This window comes from Xanthomonas euvesicatoria, assembly GCF_013112235.1.
In the GTDB taxonomy this organism is placed as follows: Bacteria; Pseudomonadota; Gammaproteobacteria; order Xanthomonadales; family Xanthomonadaceae; genus Xanthomonas; species Xanthomonas euvesicatoria.
This window is the reverse complement of record NZ_JABFFS010000001.1, coordinates 1200607-1221186: the sequence shown is the minus strand read 5'-3', so window position 1 is coordinate 1221186 and position 20580 is coordinate 1200607. Positions and strand designations below refer to the sequence as shown.

General features: G+C 66.2%; 17 protein-coding genes and 1 other RNA gene. 9 read left to right on the top strand and 9 right to left on the bottom strand.

Translation table 11 applies throughout. The annotated features are described in order from the left end of the window. Positions 1-180 precede the first annotated feature (180 nt). From HLH45_RS05100 to HLH45_RS05095, 3 genes are all read left to right on the top strand, one after another. Positions 181-402 carry an XAC0095 family protein gene (locus HLH45_RS05100; protein WP_005921785.1) on the top strand — a complete coding sequence of 74 codons (222 nt, stop codon included), beginning with the start codon at positions 181-183 and terminating at the stop codon, positions 400-402. 124 nt (positions 403-526) lie between these two features. Continuing rightward, positions 527-976: a hypothetical protein gene (locus HLH45_RS21735; protein ID WP_008574041.1), complete on the top strand. Its 450-nt coding sequence runs from the start codon at positions 527-529 to the stop codon at positions 974-976. 675 nt (positions 977-1651) lie between these two features. Beyond that, entirely contained in the window at positions 1652-2260 is a 609-nt protein-coding gene (locus HLH45_RS05095) for an NAD(P)H-dependent oxidoreductase (RefSeq protein WP_008574046.1), read from the top strand. A gap of 237 nt (positions 2261-2497) precedes the next feature. Here the strand turns inward: HLH45_RS05095 and HLH45_RS05090 are convergent, their stop codons facing one another. Beyond that, entirely contained in the window at positions 2498-3208 is a 711-nt protein-coding gene (locus HLH45_RS05090; RefSeq protein WP_008574047.1) for an SEL1-like repeat protein, read from the bottom strand. A 199-nt stretch (positions 3209-3407) separates the two neighbouring features. Then, on the bottom strand, positions 3408-4319 hold the full coding sequence (locus HLH45_RS05085; RefSeq protein ID WP_033478804.1) for a LysR family transcriptional regulator: 912 nt from the start codon (positions 4317-4319) through the stop codon (positions 3408-3410). Between the two features lie 125 nt (positions 4320-4444). Between HLH45_RS05085 and HLH45_RS05080 the strand changes: the two genes are divergently transcribed. Both HLH45_RS05080 and HLH45_RS05075 read left to right on the top strand, forming a co-directional pair. Then, positions 4445-5182 (top strand): SDR family oxidoreductase, encoded by a 738-nt coding sequence (locus tag HLH45_RS05080; RefSeq protein ID WP_008574050.1) that lies wholly within the window; start codon positions 4445-4447, stop codon positions 5180-5182. Positions 5183-5241: 59 nt separating this feature from the next. After that, the gene (locus HLH45_RS05075) at positions 5242-6141 is read left to right on the top strand and encodes an SDR family NAD(P)-dependent oxidoreductase (protein ID WP_008574052.1); all 900 of its coding nucleotides are present in this window, start codon (positions 5242-5244) and stop codon (positions 6139-6141) included. A 42-nt stretch (positions 6142-6183) separates the two neighbouring features. Here HLH45_RS05075 and HLH45_RS05070 read toward each other — a convergent pair. The 4 genes from HLH45_RS05070 to trhA all read right to left on the bottom strand — a co-directional run bounded on the left by HLH45_RS05070 (position 6184) and on the right by trhA (position 7598). Next, a non-coding RNA gene (locus HLH45_RS05070) (sX9 sRNA) lies at positions 6184-6259 on the bottom strand. Positions 6260-6322: 63 nt separating this feature from the next. After that, the gene (locus HLH45_RS05065) at positions 6323-6625 is read right to left on the bottom strand and encodes a type II toxin-antitoxin system RelE/ParE family toxin (protein ID WP_008574054.1); all 303 of its coding nucleotides are present in this window, start codon (positions 6623-6625) and stop codon (positions 6323-6325) included. Continuing rightward, the gene (locus tag HLH45_RS05060; RefSeq protein ID WP_008574056.1) at positions 6613-6870 is read right to left on the bottom strand and encodes a type II toxin-antitoxin system prevent-host-death family antitoxin; all 258 of its coding nucleotides are present in this window, start codon (positions 6868-6870) and stop codon (positions 6613-6615) included. Before HLH45_RS05060 ends, HLH45_RS05065 begins: the two co-directional genes overlap by 13 nt. A gap of 65 nt (positions 6871-6935) precedes the next feature. Further along, positions 6936-7598, bottom strand: a complete 663-nt coding sequence (gene trhA / locus HLH45_RS05055; RefSeq protein WP_008574057.1) for a PAQR family membrane homeostasis protein TrhA — start codon at positions 7596-7598, stop codon at positions 6936-6938. Positions 7599-7775: 177 nt separating this feature from the next. Between trhA and HLH45_RS05050 the strand changes: the two genes are divergently transcribed. Further along, a complete protein-coding gene (locus HLH45_RS05050; protein WP_008574058.1) occupies positions 7776-10271 on the top strand; it encodes a DEAD/DEAH box helicase in 2496 nt (831 codons plus the stop codon). Continuing rightward, positions 10268-11725, top strand: a complete 1458-nt coding sequence (locus tag HLH45_RS05045) for a ribonuclease H-like domain-containing protein (protein WP_008574059.1) — start codon at positions 10268-10270, stop codon at positions 11723-11725. Before HLH45_RS05050 ends, HLH45_RS05045 begins: the two co-directional genes overlap by 4 nt. A 489-nt stretch (positions 11726-12214) precedes the next feature. Here the strand turns inward: HLH45_RS05045 and avrBs2 are convergent, their stop codons facing one another. Together avrBs2 and HLH45_RS05035 are read right to left on the bottom strand one after the other, a co-directional pair. Continuing rightward, positions 12215-14404, bottom strand: coding sequence for a type III secretion system effector avirulence protein AvrBs2 (gene avrBs2, locus HLH45_RS05040; protein ID WP_033478805.1), 2190 nt, complete (start codon positions 14402-14404; stop codon positions 12215-12217). Between the two features lie 142 nt (positions 14405-14546). Next, positions 14547-15704: an ROK family protein gene (locus HLH45_RS05035; protein WP_033478806.1), complete on the bottom strand. Its 1158-nt coding sequence runs from the start codon at positions 15702-15704 to the stop codon at positions 14547-14549. 102 nt (positions 15705-15806) lie between these two features. Here HLH45_RS05035 and HLH45_RS05030 point away from each other — a divergent pair, with 102 nt between their 5' ends. Together HLH45_RS05030 and HLH45_RS05025 are read left to right on the top strand one after the other, a co-directional pair. Then, on the top strand, positions 15807-18464 hold the full coding sequence (locus HLH45_RS05030) for a TonB-dependent receptor (protein WP_171309834.1): 2658 nt from the start codon (positions 15807-15809) through the stop codon (positions 18462-18464). A gap of 10 nt (positions 18465-18474) precedes the next feature. After that, positions 18475-19260 carry a DUF1868 domain-containing protein gene (locus tag HLH45_RS05025; RefSeq protein ID WP_008574064.1) on the top strand — a complete coding sequence of 262 codons (786 nt, stop codon included), beginning with the start codon at positions 18475-18477 and terminating at the stop codon, positions 19258-19260. A gap of 138 nt (positions 19261-19398) precedes the next feature. Here HLH45_RS05025 and HLH45_RS05020 read toward each other — a convergent pair whose 3' ends face one another. Further along, complete coding sequence (locus HLH45_RS05020; protein WP_008574068.1) at positions 19399-20580, bottom strand: saccharopine dehydrogenase family protein; 1182 nt, start codon at positions 20578-20580, stop codon at positions 19399-19401.

The window sequence follows — 20580 nt, the reverse complement described above, 5'->3', positions numbered from 1 at the left end:
ATTTGGTGGGTTTTTTGTGCCTGGCCGAAAGGCCTGGCACGGCTCGGCGTTCTTGCGCCGGGAGGGCGGCGAATACAACACCCGCAAGGGGAATAAGCCCGCCGGCTGTCTGCGGTTTCTAGCCTCCCGGTATCCCGCTGCGTTGTGCAGCGGGAGCCAGCCCATGGCAAGGAGAGCGGCATGCACGACGAACCCGGCTACTGGATGTCCGAAGGCACGCAATACCACCTGCTACGCGTACGCGACCAACTGCGTCTGCTGGCCACCTTGGCCACACCGCGCACCCGCGAGGAAGGCGCAATGGGCATGCCGGCCATTCCCCTGCAGCAGTGGGCGCATTGCCTGCAGCACTTGGCTGAGCAGGTGGATGATGTGCTGGGGGATTTGGGCACCGCCCGGTAACGCACTTTCTTCGATGCAAGCAAGGCGCTATGTGATCGAGCACGCAAGCTCGCACCGTCAAGCGACCTGATCCACACGCGCATGCAGCGCGTGGGCTAGGATCGGTGCATACAGGGGGAACACCATGGACAGGATCACCACCATCGCGCGATGCCTCGTGCTGGCAACGTCAGTGCTGTGTGGCGCGGCATACGTGCAGCCGGCGCATGCACAAGGCATGCGCTCGGCCACCGGCACGGCAACAAGCAAGTACATTGCGTCAACGCAACAGCCGTATAACTCGATGGCGCACGACACCACGCCCTTCAACTGCGAGCAATACCGCACGCACCCGCATCCGGGCATGGTGCGTTACTGCCAAGGCGTCGAGAACATGATGCTGCGCAATGAAGCGCAACGTCAGGGGCGCCCTGCCCCATCGGACTCCGTCATCACATTGCCGGGTCTTGGCACTGCAGAAGCCAAGCAGCTGGGTTATGCATGCGTGGGCGGGCAAGCGATGAAGCGGCTGCGCAATGGATGGGAGCAGGTGGCGGCTCCTGCCGGTGGGTGGCAGCGGTGTTTGGGTGGGTAAGTAAACCTGACCCCGTTATTTTGGCGCCGCGCCCCAAGTAAGCATTGCATCCGACGCAGGGCACAGCGCCTGCCCCAAAGCGGTGCGGTGTCCGGGGTGTGCGGCTTTCCCATGGGTGCGTGACTTACCTTTGCCTGCGTTCTTGTGGCCGGCGTGGCGGCTGCCGATGATGGCACACACGTTTTGTAATGGAGACCCCGCCATGGCATTTGCCCTGCCCGATGCGGTTGCCTGCTTCTTTGCGGCCAGCAATAGCGGCGATGCGGCGTTGTTGCTGCCCCACCTGGCCGATGCTGTGGTGGTATACGACGAAGGTCGCGAGCACCGAGGCGCAGGTTTCGGGCGCCTTCCCGCAGAGCCCGCTGCAGCTGGAGCATGTGTTCCGGTTAGTGGACGGCAAGATTGCGGCGCTGCGAATTCATTGATGCGCTCTGCGTGGTGATGCGTGTGGCGCTGCGTGGGGTGAGATGGCCACTGCTGTGCTCGCTTCTTGCTGGCCTTTTTACACCGCGCGTGGTCGGGCGACCTTGCCCGCCATCGCTGGCGTGGCTCGCTACCTGACCGCATCCCGTTTCGCGTTGACGGCGCTTTTTGCAACACGCCGGTAGCGTGCTGTCGCATTGATGCGGCTGCACGTGAAGCCGCGCTTATTTTTTCTTTGGAGTGATTCCCCGCATGCATGCCCTGATTGTTGTTGCACACCCCGAGCCGCGCTCGCTGACGCACGCCATTGCCGCGCAGGTAGGCGCAGGACTGGCAGAAGCCGGCGGCGGCCACACGTTCGAGGTTGCTGACCTGGCGCAGGAAGGTTTCGACCCGCGCTTCAACCAGGCTGACATCGCGCTCTTTCAGCAGCGCGCGGCACCTGCGCCAGATGTAGCAGCCGAACACGCGCGGCTGGACCGGGCCGATGCGCTGGTGCTGGTGTTCTCGATTTACTGGTGGTCGTTTCCGGCACTGCTCAAAGGCTGGATCGACCGGGTGTTTACGCTGGGCTGGGCGTTCGACGAAAGCGCCGACGGCAAGATCATGAAGAAGCTGCAGCACCTTGATGTGCACATGCTGGCCATTGGCGGCGCAGACGAGCGCACCTACGCGCGGCACGGCTACTTCGGTGCGATGAAAACGCAGATCAACCACGGCATCTTCGATTTCTGCGGTGCGCAGGTGCGCACCTCGGAGCTGCTGACAGTGCCGGATGCGGGCTTTCCGCAATCGCACTTCGACACAGCGCGCGCAATTGGTGCGCGGTTGTTTGTCGCAAAAGCATCTGCATGTAGCTGACCGGCTGACTCCAGGCTACGGCTACCGCGTCATTGTGATTGGTCAGGTCTGCCAGCTGCCTGCGTGCCTGCGTGCCTGCGTGCCTGCGTGCCGATGATGCGCGCGCGTCATGACCTCGCTTGCATGATGCCGCGCTAGTCATGACGTGCAACCGCATGACCGTTTGCTGGCAGCGCATGCACCCTGCGCGGCCGCGCGTCCGGGGTCGTGCAGCAACCTGTCGCCCACCATCACGCATCACTCAAACGGCCGTGGAGACGGGCGCGAGGACTTGGCAAAGGTCTGGTACAGCACTGCCGCACGCTCATCTGCAACGACGTTTTCGATACCGCTCAAGCCTCTTTGTGCGATGGCCGCCGATGCCTTGCGATCGCCGAGCAGATAGGCGAGCCGCAGATACGCTGCGCTCTCGACCAGGTTCTTTTGCGGGGTCTCGCCGTTGTAGGCCTCGGACAGCCCGTAGTAGGCGTAGATATTTCCGGTGGCTGCGGCCTTGCGCAAGATCGCCACGCCGCTCTCGAAGCGGCCGCTAAGTGCGGTCCTGCTGCCGTAGAACACGGTGGCGGCCGGATTGCCCGCCTGCAATTCGACCTGCAACTGGGCCAGATCCAGCTTGCTCAAGCGTGCGTGCTCGGCCGGCGATGGGTAGCCGTGGGCAATCAGCCAGCGCGCTTCTGTCTGCGAGCTGGCCAGCAACGGGCTGCCAGCGACGCAGGTGTCTGAGCCGGGGTGGCAGAGATAGGGCGCGGTGTCGGCATGGGTCTTCAGGGTCCGAGCTCCCTGCGACGGTGGCGCGCTGCTGGGTGCGTTGATGTCGCTGGCAGTGCGCGTGCGAGCTGCACGCGCGATGGATGCCGGCGCGTGCTCAGGCGAGGTTGGCGGCGCGAGTTCGCAGGTGGTTGCTGCCACGGCGGTGAATGCGGCCAGCGCGATGCGGGCGAATGTCATGAGGCGATCCTGTTGGCGTGCGTACTGTGCCGGGCTTGCACACTGCAGGCCCTGCACTGCTCCCTGTGAGCCAGCACCTTGCGCGGCGGCGCTGGCAGGGTCAAGACCGCTACCGGCGGGTGGACATGCTCTGCCGGCAGGGCATCCGCCTCGCGCTTGCTGCTGCCTGGCTACGTCACGCAGAGCACCGCCAGCGCGACTAGCCCACGGGCTCCGTCACGCCGGCCTGTTTGGCGAATTCGCCAGCGGCCCAGTCCAGAAACACGCGCACCCGTGGCGACAGCTGGCGGGCGCGGGAATACAGCAGCGACACCGGGTTGGAGGGCGGCGGGGTGTCGCGCAGGATTTCCACCAGCGTGCCTTGCTGCAGGTCGTGCGCCACATGGAAGCGCGGCACCTGCGCGATGCCCAGGCCAAGCCGGATGCCGGCCAGATAGCTCTCGGTACCGGTGACGCTGAGCGGGCTGGGCAATGCGAAGGTACGCACCCCCTGCGCGGTCTGGAACTCCAGCGGCGTGACCACGCCGGTGGTGATCGAACGCAAGCCGACCATACGATGTTGGTCCAGCGCTTCCAGCTGCGCAGGCAGGCCGAAACGTCGCAGGTATTGCGGCGTGGCGCAGGTGAGGCGTTCGAGCATGGCCACGCGGCGTGCGACCAGTTCGCTGTCGCGCAGCGGGCCATAGCGCAGCACGCAGTCGATGCCTTCTTCCACCAGATCCACCCAGCGGTCGCTCTCGCTCATCACCAGCTGGATCTGCGGATAGTGCGCAAAGAACGCCGGCAACCCGGGCAGCAGGAAGTGCCGCGCCAGCGTGCCCTGCACTTCCACCCGCAGCAGCCCCTTGGGTGCCACGCCACGGAAGCTGCCTTCGGCATCGTCCACGTCGTCGAGGATGCGCATGCAGCGTTGATGGAAGAGCTCGCCATCGAGCGTGGGCCGCACCACGCGCGTGGTGCGTTGTAACAGGCGCACGCCCAGGCGCGCTTCCATCTCGGCGATGACCTTGGTGGCGGTGGAGCGCGGAATTTCCATGTCGTTGGCCGCTGCAGTGAAGCTGCGCCGCTCCACGATCCGCACGAACAACCGCATGGCGTCGAACCGATCCATGACACTCCTTGCCCACTGTTCGGGCGCTGGAAACAGTGCTGTGCAGTTTAGTGTGATGATCGTCGTGTCATTGCATTGGATAGTTTCCGCAACGCCGCAGCCCGCGGCATAACGGAAGAACATGCATGACTCAGCAGCACACTGTTGCAGTGATTACCGGGGCCTCTCGCGGTATTGGCGCTGCCATCGCGCAGCGATTGGCCGGCGATGGCTTTGCCGTCGTGCTCAACTACGCCGGCCATGCGGATGAGGCCGATCAACTGGTGCGCAGCATCGAAGCGGCCGGTGGCCGCGCGATCAGCGTGCAGGCCGATGTCAGCGACCCGGTCGCCGTCGAGCGCCTGTTTGCCGCGGCCGAGACTGCGTTCGGCGGCGTGGATGTGCTGGTCAACAACGCCGGCATCATGCAGCTGGCCACGCTGGCCGACAGCGACGATGCCTTGTTCGACAAACACATCGCGATCAATCTGAAAGGCACCTTCAACACGCTGCGCCAGGCCGCACGACGGCTGCGCGACGGCGGCCGCATCGTCAACCTGTCCACCAGCGTGGTCGGCCTGAAGCTGGAAACCTACGGGGTGTATGCGGCCACCAAGGCGGCGGTGGAAACGCTGACGGCGATCCTGTCCAAGGAATTGCGCGGGCGTGCCATCACCGTCAATGCGGTGGCGCCTGGCCCGACCGGCACGGCGCTGTTCCTGGACGGCAAGTCGCCGGAATTGATCGAACGCTTGTCCAAGGCCAACCCGCTGGAACGTCTTGGCTGCCCGGACGACATCGCGGCAGCGGTGGCGTTCCTGGTCGGCCCGGATGGCGGCTGGATCAACGGCCAGGTCCTGCGCGCCAACGGCGGCATGGTCTGACCCGCTGTGGCGCGCGGCAGTGCGCACGCTGCTGGTTTTCCCTCTCAAGGAGCAATGACATGCGCAAACGCATTCTGGTGACTGGCGCGTCCAGCGGCTTTGGCCGATTGGCCGCGCAAACGCTGGCCGCCGCCGGCCACACCGTCTACGCCTCCATGCGCGATACCGCCGGCCGCAATGCCGGCGTGGTGCAGGAGATGGCCGACTTGGCGGGCAAGCAGCAGCTGGCCTTGCACACGGTCGAGCTGGACGTGCAATCGCAGGCCTCGGCCGACGCGGCGGTGGCATCCATCGTGGCGCAGGCCGGTGGGTTGGACGTGGTGGTGCACAACGCCGGGCACATGGTGTTCGGCCCGGCCGAAGCGTTCACCGCCGAACAGCTGGCGCAGGTCTACGACATCAACGTGCTGGGCACCCAGCGGGTCAACCGCGCGGCATTGCCGCACTTGCGGGCACAGCAGCAGGGCCTGTTGGTGTGGGTGTCCAGCAGCAGCTCGGCAGGCGGCACCCCGCCGTATCTGGGCCCTTATTTCGCGGCCAAGGCGGCGATGGATGCCTTGGCGGTGCAGTACGCACGCGAGTTGGCACGCTGGGGCGTCGAGACCTCGATCGTCGTGCCCGGCGCCTTCACCAAGGGCACCAACCACTTTGCCCATGCCGGTACGCCGGACGACGCCGCGCGCGCCGCTGCGTACGAGGCCGGCCCGTATGCGGGCTTTGGCGAACAGGTGCAGCAGGCATTTGCGCGCCTGGTGCCCGAAGACGCCGACGTGGCCGAGGTGGCGCAGGCGATCGTGCAGGTGGTGAACGCACCGTTCGGCAAGCGGCCGTTCCGGGTGCATATCGACCCGGCGGGCGACGGCGCGGACGTGGGCTTTGCGGTCCTCGATCGCCTGCGCGCAGAGATGCTGCACCGTGTGGGATTGGATGATCTGTTGGCACCGCGCGTGGTGGAATGATGGGATGCGGCAGGCGCTTGGAGTGCCTGCCGGCCGTAGAGCGGCTAACAGACGGTGCGAGCAGTCGTCAGCTGGTTGTGGACGGCGCACTCACAACCGACGTGTCGGCGCAGTGCATGCCGCACCGAGCACCGGCCGCGCCCGCCTGGTGGCTGTGCCGTGGTTTTGTTGGCCGCTCTTCTTAGCGTGAAAGACGGTTCCTGCGAAGCGCGCGCTCCCACCGCATGACGTGCACCAGCACGATGCGCTGCCCATCCACGCGGTAGAACACGCGGCAAGGTGGTTCGACAATCTGGCGATAGCGCGAGCGCTGGAGTTCCTGTGGCCGGCTTCCGCTGTCCGGGTGTTCAATCAATCGCTCGACCTGCGGCAACACCCATTTGACCAGCGCCGCCGCTGCAGCGGGTGCGTTATCGATTGCGATGTCGTCGGCAATTGCGTCCAGATCAGCCAATGCCGGCACCGACCAGATTATTTCAGCCATCGCGCCATGTGTTGCTGTGCCTGTTCATGGCGCAGCGTACGGCCTTGCGCGACTGCCATTTCTCCACGGGCGATTCCTTCCAGGAGCGCAATGCGCTGCTGCATGCGCTCATCGCTGGCAACATCCACCACATAGGCTCTGGGTAAACCGTGCTGTGTGATCAGGATTGGCTCCTTGTCGCGCTCTGCAGCTGCAAGGGGTTCGGTCGCCTGACGCTTGAGCGTGGTGACAAGTTCGGTGCGCATGCAGTGACATTAAGTATCACTTCGGGCGGGGCAAGCGGCCGGCCCGAGGACGCCACACTGCGTGGTCACCCCTCGCCCAACGGCCGCAGGCACAGCCAGATGGCGCACCAGTGCGACAGCGCGCCGCCCAGCACATGGGCGTGCCAGATGGCGCGGTTGTAGACCATGGATTTGCGCACGTAGAACGCCACGCCCACGGTGTAGAAGGCGCCGCCGGCAACGATGAGCCACAGCACCGCGCTGTCCAGCCCGGCGATCATCTGGTTGATCACCACGATGCCGGCCCAGCCCAGCAGCAGATAGATCGCCACCCAGAAGCCCTTGGCGATGCCGGGCAGGCACAACTTGGCGAACACGCCGAACAGGGCCACGCACCAGACGCTGAGGATCATCACCCAGCGCCAGGTGCCGTCCAGCGCCACCAGGAAAAACGGCGTGTAGGAGCCGGCAATCATGACGAAGATGCCGGCGTGGTCGAACTTGCGCAGCATCGGCTGGCGCTGCGGCGGTGCGAAGTTGTAGGCCGCCGAACAGGCGAACATCACCAGCAGCCCCAGCGCGTAGATGCAGGTGGCCAGCAGCATGGTCTGGTTGGCGTGCGCGCGCACCACCATCCAGGCGCCGCCGACGATGGCCAGCAACAGGCCGGCGGCATGCACCGCGATATCGGCGCGGCGGGCAGAAACGGACTTGTAATGCGGAGCAGTGACGTTGGCAGGCACGGACACGGCGTTTCTTCGGTGTGGGGGATCCCACAGCGTGCAAGGCAGCCGTGACGCTGTGGGGGCGACAGGATACCCGGCTTGCTGAATCCGCTCAGTGAGGCAGGCTGGGCGCGGGCGCGCCGGTCTCATACCCTGAGACATCCTTTTCGTTTGATCTCCCTCTTTGGGAGCCCTTGCCGTATGCCTCCGTTTGCCCTCGCTCCCCGCACCGAAACCGCCGAACGCGCGCTGGCCACCACCGACGGCCGGCCCAGCCGCGACGGCGCGTTGCTCACGCAGCGCCTGGAACGGCGTTACCACGACCGCATCACCGGCAGCTTCACCATCCCCGGGCGCGACGGCAGTTACGCGCCGATCCCGGAGGATGTGCCGGCCGCATTGGCAGATGCGCTGCAGGCGCGCGGCATCAGCCAGCTCTACAGCCACCAGGCCGATGCCTGGGCAGCGACACAGCGCGGCGAGCATGTGGCGATCGTGACGCCCACCGCCTCGGGCAAATCGCTGTGCTACACGCTGCCGGTGGTGAGCGCGGCGATGACCAGCGGCGCCAAGGCCTTGTACCTGTTCCCGACCAAGGCGCTGGCGCAGGACCAGGTGGCCGAGCTGCTGGAGTTGAACCGCGCCGGCGAGCTGGGGGTCAAGGCCTTCACCTTCGACGGCGACACGCCCGGCGATGCGCGCCAGGCGATCCGGCTGCATGGCGACATCGTGGTGAGCAACCCGGACATGCTGCATCAGGCGATCCTGCCGCATCACACCAAGTGGGCGCAGTTCTTCGAGAACCTGCGCTATGTGGTGATCGACGAGATCCACACCTATCGCGGCGTGTTCGGCAGCCACGTCACCAATGTGCTGCGCCGGCTCAAGCGCATCTGTGCATTCTATGGCGCCACCCCGCAATTCATCCTGTGCTCGGCCACCATCGGCAACCCGCATGCGCACGCGCAGGCCTTGATCGAAGAGCAGGTGCATGCCATCACCGAATCGGGCGCGCCCACCGGCGACAAGCATGTGCTGTTGTGGAACCCGCCGGTGGTCAATGCGGATCTGGGCCTGCGTGCCTCGGCGCGTTCGCAGAGCAACCGCATCGCGCGCATTGCCATCAAGAGCGGCCTGAAGACGCTGGTGTTTGCGCAGACGCGCCTGATGGTGGAAGTGCTGACCAAGTATCTGAAGGACATCTTCGACCACGACCCGCGCAAGCCGGCACGCATTCGCGCCTACCGCGGCGGCTATCTGCCCACCGAGCGGCGCGAGGTGGAGCGTGCAATGCGTGCCGGCACGATCGACGGCATCATTTCCACCTCGGCGCTGGAACTGGGCGTGGATATCGGCGCACTGGACGTGGTGATCCTCAACGGCTACCCCGGCAGCGTGGCGGCCACCTGGCAGCGCTTCGGCCGTGCCGGGCGCCGCCAGCAACCGGCGCTGGGCGTGCTGGTGGCCAGCTCGCAACCGCTGGACCAATACGTGGTGCGACACCCGGATTTCTTTGCCGATGCCTCGCCCGAACATGCGCGTACCGCACCGGACCAACCGCTGATCCTGTTCGATCACATCCGTTGCGCGGCCTTCGAGCTGCCGTTCATTGCCGACGAGCCATTCGGCCCGATCGACCCGGTGGTGTTCCTGGAAGCGCTGGCCGAAAGCGAGGTGATCCACCAGGAAGGCGACCGCTGGGAATGGATCGCCGACAGCTACCCGGCCAATGCGGTGAGCCTGCGCTCGGTGGCCGATGGCAACTTCGTGGTGGTGGACAAGAGCGACGGCAAGCAGCAGATCATCGCCGAGGTGGATTATTCGGCCGCTGCACTCACCTTGTACGAAGGCGCCATCCACATGGTGCAGAGCACGCCCTACCAGGTGGAGCGGCTGGATTGGGAAGGCCGCAAGGCGTACGTGACGCGCACGCATGTGGACTACTACACCGACAGCATCGACTACACCAAGTTGAAGGTGCTGGACCGCTTCGACGGCGGCGTGGCCGGCCGTGGCGATTGCCACCACGGCGAAGTGCACGTGGTGCGGCGCGTGTCCGGCTATAAGAAGATCCGCTACTACACGCACGAAAACATCGGCTACGGGCCGGTGAATCTGCCCGACCAGGAATTGCACACCACCGCGGTGTGGTGGCAGTTGCCGCAGGCCACGCTGGGCAAAGCCTTTGCATCCAAGCAGGATGCGCTGGATGGATTTCTGGGCGCTGCCTATGCATTGCACGTGGTGGCCACGGTCGCCGTGATGGCCGATGCGCGCGATCTGCAAAAGGCGGTGGGCAATGGCGACGGTGCCTGGTTTGCAGTGGCCGACCAGACCGGGCGTGGGCAACTGCGCGGCGTGGAAGAAGGCGATGCGGCCACGGTGGAATTGCAGCAGGCCTTCGTGCCCACGGTGTATCTGTACGACAACTTCCCTGGCGGGGTGGGCTTGAGCGAGCCGCTGTGGCTGCGCCAGGCCGAGCTGCTGCAGCGCGCGGACGAATTGGTACGGCGGTGCGATTGCAGCGCCGGCTGCCCGGCCTGCGTGGGCCCGGTGCTGGCCGCACATGAAGCCGCCAAAGGCGAATCGCCCAAGTCGCTAGCGCTGACGGTGCTGGCGTTGTTGTTCGATGCCGATGCGCCATTGCGGCATGCCACACAGGTGGACGAGGACCTGGCGCTGGACGTGCTTGCATGAGTGTGAGTGCGGACCGGCTGCGTTTGTTGCGGCGTCAGGCCGGGCAGGCGGATGTGCCTGCGCCGGCGAAGGCTGACGATGGCGATGCGCTGCACGATGCGCCGGCGGTCGATGCGCAGGCTGCGGATGCCGCGCCTGTCGATGAGGCCGCGCAGCCAGCTTCCGGCGCCCACACGCAGGGCACGACGCCTGCGCCTGGTCATGCCCCGGGCGTCAGCGCCGAACGTCTGCGCCTGCTGCGCCGTCAGGTTGGCGGCCTGACGCCGGCAGCGCGCAAGGACGATGCGATCATGCCGACACGTGCACAGCGGGCAGCGGTCTCCAGCGCCGCGTTACCTACTGCGGGCTTGCCGCTGCGAGAGAACGCCGCTGCACGTCATGGCGCCGTGGCCGCTCGCCCCAACGAGGCGCGCGACGCATCAACACGCACGCGCCGCGCCTTGCAGGCGCCCATGCCTGCACCGCCTGCGCGCGAGGCATCGGTCTTTGCGTGGGTGGAGCACGATGTGCGCCACAAGCCGGCGCTGCCTTCGAATGTCGATGTCGATGCAATCATCGCCGTGGAGGCGGATAGCGCGCGCCCTTGGCCCACAGCGCGCAGCACAGCGACAACATCGCCCGCATCGATATCGCCGGCACCACCGGTACAGCACCGCACCGATATCGCCGGCCTGCGCAAGATGATCGGCCTGCGCGAACGCGCGGTTTCGGTGCATGCACCCATCCGCGCGCCATCCACCGACCGATCTCTGCCTGGCAACGAGATCGCGCCCGGCCTGCATCTGATCCAGGCGTTCCTGCCACAGGCGATTCCTACCGAGGCGCTCTCGCTGGCCTTCGCCAAACGCGACGATGCCGTCGACCCGATGGACCTGCTGTTCTTCGATACCGAAACCACCGGTCTGGCCGGCGGTACCGGCACCCGCGCCTTCATGATCGGCGTGGCCGATTGGGTGGCCGATGCCGTGCAGGGCAATGGCCTGCGCGTGCGTCAATTGATGATGTCCACGATGGCGGCCGAAAGCGCGATGCTGGATCTGTTCCGCACCTGGCTGACACCGCGCACCGTCCTGTCCAGCTACAACGGCCGCTGCTACGACGCCCCGCTGCTGAAGACGCGCTACCGCCTGGCACGTCGCGGCGACCCGATTTCTGCACTGGACCATGTGGATCTGCTGTTCCCCACGCGCCGGCGCTATCGCGGCACCTGGGAGAACTGCAAGCTGTCCACCATCGAACGGCAACTGCTGCGCGTGGTGCGCGAAGACGACCTGCCCGGCTCCGAGGCCCCGGCCGCCTGGTTGAGTTACCTGCGCGGCGGCAGCGCGCGCAACCTGCGCCGCGTGGCCGAACACAACCACCAGGATGTGGTGACGCTGTCGCTACTGATGCAACGGCTGGTGGCAGTGGACGCGCAGGAGCGCAATGCGCTGACGTTGGCGCGCACGCCTTGACCGGTCATGCGATTTAAATGGGGAGTTGGTGCGGGGCAGGAGCTTGGCCGGACTTGCCCCACGACAGGGCGCTTGACGCACGCTGCGCGCACTCCACGACCACCCGTCCGGTCATTCATTGCGGCGTGTTGAGCCACATGGCGCGCCAGCCATGGGTGGATGCTTGCGGTGGACGACATGCAACGCCGTGATGGCGCACCGCAGGCGGCTGCGGGTCATTCCGATCAGGCCACGCAGTCGCCTCCACCGATGAATCGATGGGAGGCAACGTCGGATGCGTATGCAGGTAACGCGGCGGCGCACGCCGCGGCACCTGCACGCAGGGCACTGCAACGCGGCTGATCGGCCGCCCCACCGCTCCGGGCGCCGGCTTGCCGGTGCAGGCGCGTGATCTCTCCCAATCCCTGACGCTGCCCGAGCGTGGCTTGGAGCATCTGCATGCTGCCCCACGCGCTCGACCTACCAACCGAAGCGGTGAGCTTGGAAGGTTCAATCCGTCTCGGTCTGCCTGGCCTGCTCATTGAGATAGTGGGTCACAGGCGCGCCACGGTATTTGTCGGTCAGCAAACCAAGCGCTTTGGCGCGCTTGTCCAGCGCACGCGTTGCCGCAGGGTCATTGACCATGTCTGCGGTGTGATCGTGTTGCTTGCCTTCGCGAACCGCGGCGATGTGGTTCGGGTCGGCGGGGATGGAGCTGGCCTGAAATTGCTGGGTTCGCTGCTTCACGATCTCGGCGTCCCGGTTGATATCGATGGGCGTTTCCGGCGGTACGTCGAGTTCGTTGCCGGTATGGCCCCGGGCCAGCGTGCGGTTTTCCAGGATGGCGAGCAATTCGGCCTCGGGCTGATCGGTCAACAGGCTTTCGCCATCGTCGCGAAACGCGCCGGCCGTGGTGCGCTTGACGCCGAAGGCCTCGTTGGTGAGCTTTTGGAGCTCACCGAAGTTGCGGTAAACGTAGTAGTCCTTGTCGTGATTGGCGCGCGGCACGGAAAAGTCCTCATACCGGTAGCTCACCGAATACGCGGCCTTCGCGTAGGCCGAGTCCGGCTGGCGCATCCGCGTCCGAGCCATTTCCATGGCCTTGCCGGCATCGCTGTCGTCGGTGGCCACCGCCTCCACGATCACCGGGCGCATCTTGGTCCAGCTGTCCAGCCACTGCATTGCGGTGTCTGCGAGCCCCGCGGCGCCCTGCTCATTGCTTCGGAAGAAGCCGCGCAAGCGCTCGTCGTTCAACATGCCCTGGCTCAAGACCGGCACCACGTTGATCTTGGCCAGCAAGCGATCCAGCGCGGCGCGACGCGGCGCATCCTGCGAGTGCAACGGGTTGATCTGGTAGTGCTTGTACAAATTGGACAGGAATTGGTCAAAGCCGCCCGTGTAGTACTTGGCATAGACCTTGATCGCCGCAGCCTTGCGCAGGTCCGGCCGGCGCATCAGCAGCATCGCCACTGCTTCGCCGGTGTTTTCCTTGCAGTCCAGCGCCACCGACATCGGCTCGGGCTTTTTGAGCACGTGCTCCAGCATCTGCTCCACACCGGCGATGGTCTGGTCGGTCTTGACGTAGTTTCCGTCAGACGGGTTGCGAATCACCAACGGCATTTCACGCAGCTCGGCAAACGGCACCTGCGACACCAACCGGTTCTGCGGGTCGCCTGCCATGCGGCCGATGCTGAAATCGTGCATCAACACCGGCACGCCATCGGAACTGACTTCGACGTCCAGCTCCAGATTGCGGTAGCCCTGCTCGTAGGCATGATCGATGGACGCCAGCGAGTTTTCCGGAATGCCGGCGTGATTATCGAACAGCCCGCGATGCACCATGACGTCCTTTCCGAACGCACGCGTGCTGGGTGCTTCGAAGTAGTGGTTGTGCACGAGCGACTTCTGATGATTGCGCAACAGCACTTGCTTGCCTTCCAGCAGGCGATGGTCGTTGGCCTTGAAGAAACCGGCGCCACCGTCGCGGGCCGGCACCTCGTGGCCGTGGTAGCGCGCGGCTTGCTGCAGCTTGCGCCGCCCCGGCGTGCCTGCGGCAGGCTGCAGCCAGTTCGGCGTTGCCAGCCCGTGGCCGGAAAGATTCAACTGCTTGCCAAGCGCGGCAAGCGCCGCGTCGCTGAAGGTGTCGCCAGGGGCGAACGCGCGCTGCAGATTGAAGATGATGCGACCTTGTTGTGCATCGATCAGCACCGGGCCTGCGGCCGCACGTGCGCGTGCGGGCAGCCCGCGCGACATGGCATTGAAGGCGGCGGTATCCAGATACACCGGCTCCAGTGTGCCGGCGGCAAAGCGTGCGGCAATGCTGTCGGGTTTGAGCGCCGTGCCGGCCTGCGCAAGATGCGTGGCAAGCTTGGCTTGCAGTGTCTGCACGGTGATCTGGCGCGCCTGCACTTCGGCCAGACGCTGCTCTGAGAATTCGCTGTCGAGCGCCACCAGGGCCGGCTTGCCGGTCATCGCGCTGTCGTTCAACGGCACCAGCGGGGGCATATTGGTGGCGCGGCGACGCGGCCTTTCTCGCAGTGGCGGAGTGTTGCCCGGCATGTGCGGCACCTGCGTCGGGCTGATCGCACTGGTGTGCGTCGGTAGTGCCGGCGCGGCAGTGTGCGCGATAGAAGGTTGCAGAGGACCGATACGCATGATGACCTCGAAAACGCGGCGGGCGGCCAGTAAAGCGCGTGGCATATGACAATTGGCAAATTAGGCGAAAAGTACCGCCCGGATGCGAAACGATGCCTGCGTTGCGCGCGCTGGCAGGCGTGCGGCGCAGGCCTTGTTTGGACGCGTTGCCAGCACTTGGCGCGCATATCGCCGCGCATGCGGTGCGCTAGAAAAGCGTTTCCTTGAACGGCAGCATGGCCGCGCCCAGCACGGTGGCATGCGCCGTCACCTGCCCGACCTGCAGCGTGGGATACGGCAATGCAACGCCACGCCGCGGCGCAGGTTCGAAGGCGATGCGGGCGATCAGCCGTTGCGCAAGATCGGTGGGCAGGCGCGCGCCAAAAACAATCACACGCGGATCGATCAACGCAATGATCGCCGCCACCGCAAGCGTCACGGTCGGCTCCACTGCATCCAGCCACGCATCGATCTGCGGCCACGCCGCATCGTAGTGCTGCAGCATGGTGTGCAGGTCCGGCAGCGCGTGGCCATCGGCGGCCAGCGCCTGGCGCAGGCTTTCCAGGGTTGGCCGCGCCATGCCGGTGATGGCCGAGATGCGCCCCAGTTCGCCCACATTGCCGTGCGCGCCGCGGCGCACGTTGCCGGCCGCAATCACGCCGGCAGCAAAGCCGTCGGAGATCGACAGATACACCAGGTCCGGCGATTGGCGGCCAATGCCGTACACGGCCTCGGCCAGGGCGGCGCAATGGGCGTCGTTGTCCATCCAGACCGGTAGCTGCAGGCAATCGGCGACAAACCGGTCCAGCTCCACCTGCATCCATTCCGCTGCCAGCGACAAGGGCGGATTGACCCGGGTGCCGTCGCCGATGCGCGGGCCGGTCATGCTCAGACCGACGCCGAACACATGCTGCCGGTCCACGCCGGCCGCCGTTAGCAGCGCCTCCACCAGGGCCGGCAGTTGTGCACGCACCACCGCCAGCGTCAGCGGGAAGGCCGTGAGCTGGCGCATGCCGCGGACCTGGCCGGCGAAGTCGATCAGCACCACCGCAAAGCCATCGACCATCACCGACACCCCCACGCTGTATGCATACCCCGGCACCAGGCTCACCTGCGCGCTCGGTTGGCCACGGCCACGCCGCAACGAGGGCCGCAGCTGCAGCAGGCCGTGCGCCACCAGCGGGTCGACGATGCCCTTGATGCCGGGCACGCTGAGCCCGCTGGCGCGCGGCAGATCCGCACGCTCGAATTGCCCTGCCCTGCGGATCAGATCCAGCAGCAGGCGCTCGCTGGAACCGGCGGCCTGCCCATCGCTGCGGCGGCGGTAATGCGAACGAATGGCTGCGTTTGCGAACAAAGAGGGCATGCAGGGCGAAACGTCCGTCGTTGTCATAATTGCTTTAATTAAGCAGCTTAATTTAATCCGTCCGCGGCCCTGCGTTGGGGCCACCGACGTTGATATCGTGCCATGCGCCTGTTGCATCCCCCTTCCCGCCCCACTCGCATTGCCCCGTCTTGGCCACAGCCTCCGCATGCGCTGTCGCTTGCGCTGGGGCTGGCCTTGATCGGCTGGCTTCCCTCGCACGCCACCGCCGCCGACATGTCCGGCGGAGGCGACGCGCTGACCATGGACGCGGTGCAGGTGCGCAACCCGTTCCAGTCGCAGAACACGCGCGCCATCGCCACCAAGCAGGCGGCGCCCACCATCGTCGATTCGGTCGCCGCCGACAGCATCGGGCAACTGCCGGACTTCAATGTGGGCGATGCGCTGCGCCGGGTCACCGGCGTGAGCACGGTCGAGTACCAGGGCGAACCACGCTATGTGACGGTGCGCGGCCTCAACGGCAACTACAACAGCATGCTGATCGATGGCTTTGCCTTCGCCAGCAACGACATCGGTAGCCGCCAGGCGCTGATGGATGTGCTGCCGGCCAACTTCGTGGACCGCATCGATGTGGTGAAGTCGCTGCTGCCGGAGAACGATGGCGGCGCGATCGGTGGTGTCACCAATCTGGTCACCGCCACCGGCTTTGCCCGGCCCGACGGCCTGCTGACCGCCTCGGCCAAGGGCGGCGCCAACCTCATGGGAAGCCGCTATGGCGGCCGCACGCCGGTGGGCGAAGGCGAGCTGAAATGGGGCAAGCGCTTCGGGCGTGACGGCCAGTTCGCGTTTTTGGGGGCGGCCAGTGTCTGGCGCCGTGAGATTTCGGTGCCGCAGCAGGAAAATGGCGGCGCCCTCAATTGGTACAACGCCGACGGCACGCGCGCGTCTTCGGCCTATGGCGGCACCGGCGCGGCGGTGCCCAGCGAACGGCGCTGGTACAACTACGACAACACCCGCGAACGGCGCAGCGTGACCGCACGCGTGGATTGGCAGCCGGATGGTCCGCTCAGCGGCCATGTGTCCGGCTACACGTTCGACCAGCACGAATCTTCCGACCGCAATGCCCAGGTCGCCCAGGTGCAGAACAGCGCGCGCCTGACCCGCAGCGGCCCGCAAAGCGGCACGCTGGACAATCTCAACCAGCTCGTCGAGTTGGGGCAGCTGCGCTGGAAGCGCGGGCTGTCCGGCATCAACGGCGAACTGCTGGCCGAGCTGCCTGACCAGTGGCGCGGCGCGCTGCGCGCAAGTACCTCGCGCGCCACGGTGGACAACCCGCAGACCTGGGACCGCTTCCAGCAGAATGGCCTGGCTTACGGCTTCGATTGGAATGGCACCCTGCCCGCATTCACGGCCCTGGACCCGGCCCTGGCCGAGGACCCGACCCGTTACGCCAACCTCAACCACCAGCAGGAGCGCACGACCTACGCCGAACGGGTGAGCGACCTGCAACTGGAGCTCCGTCGCAACATGGACGAAGACAGCCAGGGGCTGGGACTGGCCTTTGGCCTGCGACAGGTGCGCACGCACATGCAGACCGCGTTCCAGCGCACGACCTGGAGCGGGTTGCCTTATTCGCTGGCCGATGTGCTGGGCAACCCCACCTGCGCCCTGGGTTGCAATGCGCCCATGTTGATCATCGACCCGGACCTGGCCGACGCGCGCTGGGATGCGGTGTCCGGCCAAGCGCGCGGCGTGGCGGACATCACCGCGCAGAACAGCGGCACCTACAGCGTGGATGAGCAGGTGCGCGCCGGCTTCGCACAAGCACAGTGGCGCGGCGAGCGCTGGCGGTTGGCCGGCGGCGTGCGCCTGGAGCAGACCCGCTTCGGCAGCAGCGGCCAGCAATTGAGCGGCACCGTCTGGGCGCCTGTCAGTGCGCAACGCACCTACCGCAACTGGTTGCCATCGCTGGCCGGCCAGTTGCAGACCAGTGCCAACGGCACGTTACGCTTCGGCGCCTCGCGCTCGATCGGGCGACCGCGCCTGGACCAGATGGCGTTGAACGGCGGCGTGCTCACGCTGGGCAGCAACCCGCCCACGCTCAACCAGGGCAACCCGGACCTGCAGCCGCGTCGCTCGCAGAATCTGGACCTTGGCCACGACTGGACGTTCGACGACGGTGGCAGCCTGCTGTCGATCGCGCTGTTCCACAAGACCATCGACAACGAGATTTTCCGTTACGGCCAGCTGCAGAGCATCGACGGCGAGCAGGTGCTGGTCACCCAACCGCGCAATACCGACCGGCCGGTCCGCATGCGCGGCGCCGAACTCGGCGCGATCAAGGAACTGGGCCCGTGGCTGCCCGCGCTGGCCGGGCTGTCGGTCGGTGCCAATGTCACCTTCCTGGACGTGGACTACCCGGTGGTGCTCGGCGATGGCAGCCGCACCACCTTGTCGGTGCTGCCGCAGCAGCCCAAGCAGCTGTGGAATCTGACCCTGAACTACGCCCGTGGGCCGCTGCGCAGCACCCTGGCCTGGAGCCGTACCGGCGAGCTGTGGGACGACCGCTACCCCAACTACAGCAACCAGCAGGAGTTCTATCGCAACCGCTACCAACAGCCGCTGGACCGTCTCGACCTGAAACTGGCCTGGGATGTCTCGCCGGCAGTGGCAGTGAGCCTGGATGTGCTCAACCTGACCGGCCAGGGCTACGAATACCGCATCGGCCGCCACCAGGAATACGTGCAATCGGCCTGGAAAATGGCACCCACCGTGATGCTCGGCGTCAACGTCAAACTCTGAGGGTTTTCCCATGTCGTCGTTTCTGGACACACGCATCAGCCGCCGTCGCCTGATGGCTGCCGCCGGCACCTCGCTGCTGGCCACCAGTCTCGCCACACCGGCCATGACGCCACCGCCCTCGGATGTGGGCCGCAAGTTTCTGCGCTCGCGACGGCCGATGCCGTTTGCCGGCAATACCTTCGTGGGTCATCTGGAACAACAGGGCGATGGCTACGACAGCTTCGACCGCGTGCTGAACATCTACCGCCAATTCCCCGAGCAGCGCTTTGCCCACAAGTTCGCCGTGCTGCCGCCGAGCAGCTACCACGTGACCTTGCTGGGCGGGGTCAACGAGATCGATCGTGCGCGTGGGCCCTGGCCGAGCGATCTGCCGCGCGACCATGCCTTGGCAGATATCAACGCGGCCTATCTGGCGCGGTTGAAGGAGCGCGCCGCACCGCCGCTGGGCGCTTGCCGCTTCCTGGTCAACCCCACCGCAGCCAGGACCGGCAATAACGACAATCTGCTGATTCCGTTGAAGCCGGCCGACACGCAAACCGCGCAGCGCCTGGAAGCTGCGCGCCAGGCGCTGATGCAACTGACACGCTTGCAGCGCCCCGACTACACCAACTTCCAGTTTCATATTTCGCTGGCCTACCTGTGCGACACGCTGGATGCGGCAGAACAGACGGCGTATCGCTCCGCGGTGCGCGGCTGGCTCACACAGCTGGCAGCCGCGGGGCCGATCACGGTGCCACGCTTTCATTTTTGTACGTTCAACGACATGGACGCGTTTCGCACGGTGCAAGAGGTCTGAGGTTGCGTGGAGTCGGCGGCGCAGCGATGTGCGCCGGCCACGTGGTTTCAGAACTCCCCGCCGCGCACAGAGCGCTTGGTTTTCTGCCTGGCGTGCTCGGCAAAGGCCTGGCGCTGCGCTCGTCTTGCGCATCGCCCGCTACCGGTGCGCTTGCGTCACCGCCGTGGTCATCTGCCACGCGGCACACTCCTGCTCGAACTCGGCCAGCGTCAGCAGCCCCATGCAGGCATGCGCACCGATCGGCAACCGATGCCCGGCGGCAAGTTTGCGTATCAGCAAGACCGCGGCGAAACACGGAATTTCCGGGCCGTGCAGCATTGCGGCGGTGAGGTCCCAGTGCAGCACCAGCGGGCGGCTTGCCCCGTCCGTGCCATCGCAGGTGCCGCGCAGCTCCACGCGCATGCCGCCCAGATCGGTGCCGAAGCGGTCGAACCAGCGCCCGGCGTTGGCAAACACATCGGCCAGGCGCTGCATCGGTAGCGGCACGCCGCGTCGACGTAGCCAGGCGACGCCGGCCAGGCAGCGCTGCAGGAACGGCACTTCCAGCGCCGCACGAAATTGCACGGTCTGCACGCCGGGATAGCGCTGCGGCAACAGGTCGTGATCGGGCACATCGCACGGCGAGGCCAGGCGTGGGGCGAGCTGCGCGAAGTGCACGCGCGTGGGGCGCGCCCAGCCCACCACCTGCTGCCAGCGGCCGGCCTGCCACCAGTGGAAGGGCGTGCCGCAATACGACAGCACCGCACGCACCGTGGCCAGGCCCAACGGCGTGCCCTGTGCGGGCGCGATGACGATGCCGATCTCGTGCAATGCCGAAAAGCGCGGCAACAGCGCATCGATCACCGCGCTGGACAACGCCGGCAAGGTACTGGCGCCGCTGATCGCCACGCGCTGGGCCTGCCGCGCGGCGGCATCCATCGCCGCGGGGAAATCGCGGACGAAGGCGCGGCCATCGGCCAGATCGATGTAGTGCATGCCGGCCTGCAGGCAGCAGCGGGCCACCGCGTACTCCTGTCCCTGGAACGGCCCGGCGGTATGCACCACCGCATCGGCACCGGTGGCCGCCAGCTGCGCAGGGAAGTCGCTGGCATCGATATCCAGGCGACAGGTGGAGATGCGACCGGGTGCGGCACCCGGCCATTTGGTCGCGACATCGCCCGGATGCCGCCCTGCCGCGATGACATGGATCTGCGCCGTTGCCGCCAGCGCACGCACGATGCGTGCACCGAAATGACCGAAGCCGCCCAACACCACTACCCGATACGTCATGGCCTGCCCGCCGCCTGTGTCTGTGCACAGTATCGGCGCGCGCACCGTCAT